Origin of the sequence: Dysgonomonas sp. 521, assembly GCF_010501055.1 — a bacterium.
Classification (GTDB): Bacteria; Bacteroidota; Bacteroidia; order Bacteroidales; family Dysgonomonadaceae; genus Dysgonomonas.
In genome coordinates, this window is sequence record NZ_QVMO01000168.1 from 1 (window position 1) to 4,078 (window position 4,078).

General features: G+C 40.2%; 2 protein-coding genes and 1 pseudogene. 1 reads left to right on the forward strand and 2 read right to left on the reverse strand.

What is annotated here, in order from left to right; all coding sequences use genetic code 11:
• Positions 1-97, forward strand: a pseudogene (locus D0T84_RS23395) (hypothetical protein); the annotation flags it as partial.
• A gap of 182 nt (positions 98-279) precedes the next feature.
• Here D0T84_RS23395 and D0T84_RS21525 read toward each other — a convergent pair.
• Together D0T84_RS21525 and secDF are read right to left on the reverse strand one after the other, a co-directional pair.
• A complete protein-coding gene (locus D0T84_RS21525) occupies positions 280-600 on the reverse strand; it encodes a hypothetical protein (protein WP_163309985.1) in 321 nt (106 codons plus the stop codon).
• 110 nt (positions 601-710) lie between these two features.
• Complete coding sequence (secDF, locus tag D0T84_RS21530; RefSeq protein WP_163309986.1) at positions 711-3,689, reverse strand: protein translocase subunit SecDF; 2,979 nt, start codon at positions 3,687-3,689, stop codon at positions 711-713.
• Positions 3,690-4,078 lie beyond the last annotated feature (389 nt).

Consider the following 4,078-nt stretch of genomic DNA (forward strand, 5'->3'; position numbering starts at 1 on the left):
AAAAAGCGGAGGAAGTTTAGACGCAGGGCAGCAATAGAACCGGTTAACGCACATCTCAAATCAGACTTCAGAATGCATGAAAATTATCTCTGTGGGGAGAGGTATGTCCAAATCAATGCTCTTCTAAGTGCCACAGCCTGGAATCTCAAGAAATGGATGAAGAATCTCATTTCTTGGCTATATAATAAATGCTGCCAACCAAATGCAAATAGTTTTCTACTGATGAAAATGCTGGCGAAATGAAAACTATTTGGAAACTTTTATATTCGTAAGGAGAGACTAGATAAACTGCCCATGTTCGATTTGGTATGCCGCAAGTTGCCTTCTGTCGTCAGGGTGGATCCTCTCTTCGAGCAGGTCGCCCTGTTGCCTGATAGTTTTAATCGAAGCAGAGTTATAGCCAAAAACAGAAGAAAAATTCTCTGATGCGAAGTCGTATCTCTTTTTGAATACATCGACAGTGAAGATGCAACTATCGCTCATCCAGGCAAGTTCCTGTATGTACCTTCTCCTCCTATCCCACAAATCATAATCAACGTCAAGGCTGCTGATAAGCTGCCTCGACCAGAGTTCTTCGGGTGTTATATTATTAGCGGACATACAACAAAGATAGGTATAAATCTGATTTTTCAAACAGGCCGTAAGAACGAAAAAAGAGGCTGGTCTTCTATAAGATCAGCCTCTAATTCGAAAAGATGGTTATTTTAGTTTTATTTCGCTTCTACAGCTTTTATATCTTTCTTTAACTGTTTTTTATTCAACATTGACCAAGCAACAGGGGTTGCAACAAACAAAGATGAATATGTACCGATAATGATACCGATAAAGATAGCAAATGTAAAGCTACGGATAGTGTCTCCACCTAACAGGAATATAATAAATACACCAAGTAAAGTACTCATAGCTGTATTTACCGTACGGCCTAATGTGGAGTTCAAAGCTTCGTTTATAGTATCTGTTATATTTCTCTTCGGGTAAATAGTTCTGATTTCACGGATACGGTCGAAAATAACAACCTTATCATTGATAGAGTAACCTACCACTGTTAATATCGCAGCTATAAATGACTGGTCAATTTCCATAGAGAATGGCATGATCTTATAAAGGATAGAATACAATAAGACTACAACAATCGCATCATGTGCTACAGCAACCAATGTACCAACAGAGAACGCTACATCGCGGAAACGGATCAATATATATAATCCCATACATAAGATTGCAAAAACAACGGCAATCGAGGCCGATTTTTGAAGGTCTTCTGCCACACTTGGCCCTACTAACTGAGAGCTGATTATGTATTTATCTATTGTAGTACCAGGTGCAAGATCGCCTTGGAGAGCTTTAGTCATCTTAGCTCTGATCTCGGCTTCTACTTCGTCACCTGTTTCTTCTACTTTATAGTTAGTGGTAATACGTACCTGACTGGAAGTAGATGCCTGACTGGCAGAGCCACTGGTTAAAACAAGGACAGTCGATCCTTCAAATTCAGGAACTAATAATTTTTCAACTTCATCAGCATTTACATTCTTCTCAAAGCGAACCAAATAGTTACGTCCACCTGTGAAATCTATACCCCAGTTCAGGCTGTTGATAAACATTGAAGCGATTCCTGCAACCGCAATAATAGCTGTGAAAATAAGGATTTTCTTTGTCATACCCAGGAAGTCAATCTTGGTATTGACAAACAGGTTTTTAGTTATAGGGGTTGTAAAAGTCAGATTTCTGAATTTACCTCTGTTTAACATAAAATCGTAGAACAAACGGGTAAGGAATACTGCTGTAATAAATGAAGCGACGATACCAATAATCAATGTAGTGGCAAAGCCCTGTATAGCTCCAGTACCAAATATAATTAATATAGCTGCTGTAATTACAGACGTCAGGTTGGCATCAAAGATAGCAGAGAATGCATGTTTATACCCATCCATTATAGCCACTTTGGTATTCTTCCCGGCACGTAACTCCTCTTTTGCGCGTTCGTATATCAATACGTTTGCATCGACAGCCATCCCCAGCGATAATACCAACCCTGTAATGCCCGGTAAGGTCATAACAGCACCAAATGATGCAAGGATACCCATCGTGAAGAATAGGTTAAGCAATAGCGCACTATTTGCCACTAATCCCGGAATCACACCGTATGCAAGGCACATGTATGCCATTACCAGAATAAGTGCAAGAACAAATGATATCATACCAGCCTGAATAGCTTCTTCTCCCAAAGATGGCCCTACAATATCTTCCTGTACAATACGTACACCGGCTTTCATTTTACCCGACTTCAATACGTTTTCCAAGTCTTTGGCATCATCTACAGTAAAACGTCCGGTTATCTGGGAACGCCCTCCTTCAATCTTCGATTGTACGTTTGGTGCAGAATATACAGCGCCATCCAGTACGATGGCAATACTCCGGCCCATTTCTGCTCCGGTAATAGTAGCCCAGCGCTGGGTTCCTGTCGAGTTCATCTGCATATCCACTTCCCATGCCGAACTATGTTGAGACTGGTCTGCTTTTGCAGATACTACAACCTCTCCATCCAAAGCCGGTCCTTTTTTTACACCATCGCCGCGAAGTGAATATAAGGCGAACTGAGTTTCTTTCAGGTCTTCAGCTTTGAATCCCCAAGCAAATTTCAGGTCGTTCGGATATAAGTCCTGATATTTATATAATATAGCATTTACTGCGGCTGTATCGTTTTTATTTACAAAACCAACAATAGCACCACCTCCCAGAGTTGAGAAATATGAATAAAGGGATTTTGTAAAACCTAAATTAGACGTATTTTCAACCTTCAAAGAATCGGCAGAAACCGAAGCCAGAGAGTCTGCTGTTGCAGGCGCTGCCGCAGTGTTACCTAATGCTTCTTGTGAACGTTGTTCCATTTGGCCAAGGTAACCTTGTATCTCCTGCAAGTTGTATGTTTTCCAGAATTCAAGATTCGCGCTACCTTGCAATAGTTTTTTCACACGCTCAGGTTCTTTAATACCTGGCAATTCTATCATAATACGTTCGGCACGGTCTAGTTTTTGAATATTTGGTGCAACAACCCCAAAACGGTCGATACGTGTACGAAGCACATTGAACGAGTTGTCGGCTACACTTTGTAATTCTGTACGCAATACGGAGACAACCTTATTGTCGTCGTCGGTAGGCCCTACCTGGTCTCTAAGTTTAGTACTGAATATGGCCGCTAACTTGTTGTTGCCGTTATTCGCTTTGAATTTATCAACAAAGATAGTGATATAGTCACGGTTACTACCTTTCCTGTTTTCTTCGGAAGCCTGATTTAAAGCTGTTATAAACGCCTCATTATCCTGATCTCCCAAAGAACGGAGTACCGCTGCGGCATCTACTTCAACAATTACACTCATTCCACCTTTGAGGTCGAGTCCAAGGCCGATTTCTTTTTCGCGGCATTCTTTCAGGGTGTACCCTATGCTATCGCCAAGAAATCCGGGCCAAACTCTCTCTGTAGACATTGAGTCAAGGAAGAAAGCGTATTGCTTGTTGTACAATTCATTGTACAATTGCTGATTGTCTTTCGCATGCTCTGAGGCGTATGCTGCTGCAAAATTTTCTGCTTTTTTATCATAACTTTTGGTTACAAATGTAAAAGACAAGTAAAATAAGCACACCAACGTCAGGAGTATTGCAAATGTTATTACAAAGCCTTTGTTTTGCATTTTGGATTTTACTTTTTGTTATTTAATTATTTTATTTCTATTTCGTTCAAAACTAATAAAATACACACACATCTTAATTTCCTCCTTTATCAAAATGAGGTCTAATCAGGACATACGCACACTTTCAGGCGTGCAAATATAATCTTTTATTCTTTACAAATCATAATAATGTATAAAGAAAATATGCGATTGAATCAATACTGTCCTAAATAAAAATAGCATTTCCAAATGCCGGCCTGCAAATATGTTCAGGCGATGGTTCAGCTATATTCTGGAAAAAGTACCCCCTGTCGGTATTCGGGAGCTGGTTCAGGAGGTTCAAGGAATGGATTGTCGAGCCAGTACTGCAAATCTATCTTTACGTACAGATTGAGCCTGATGAAAGCAAC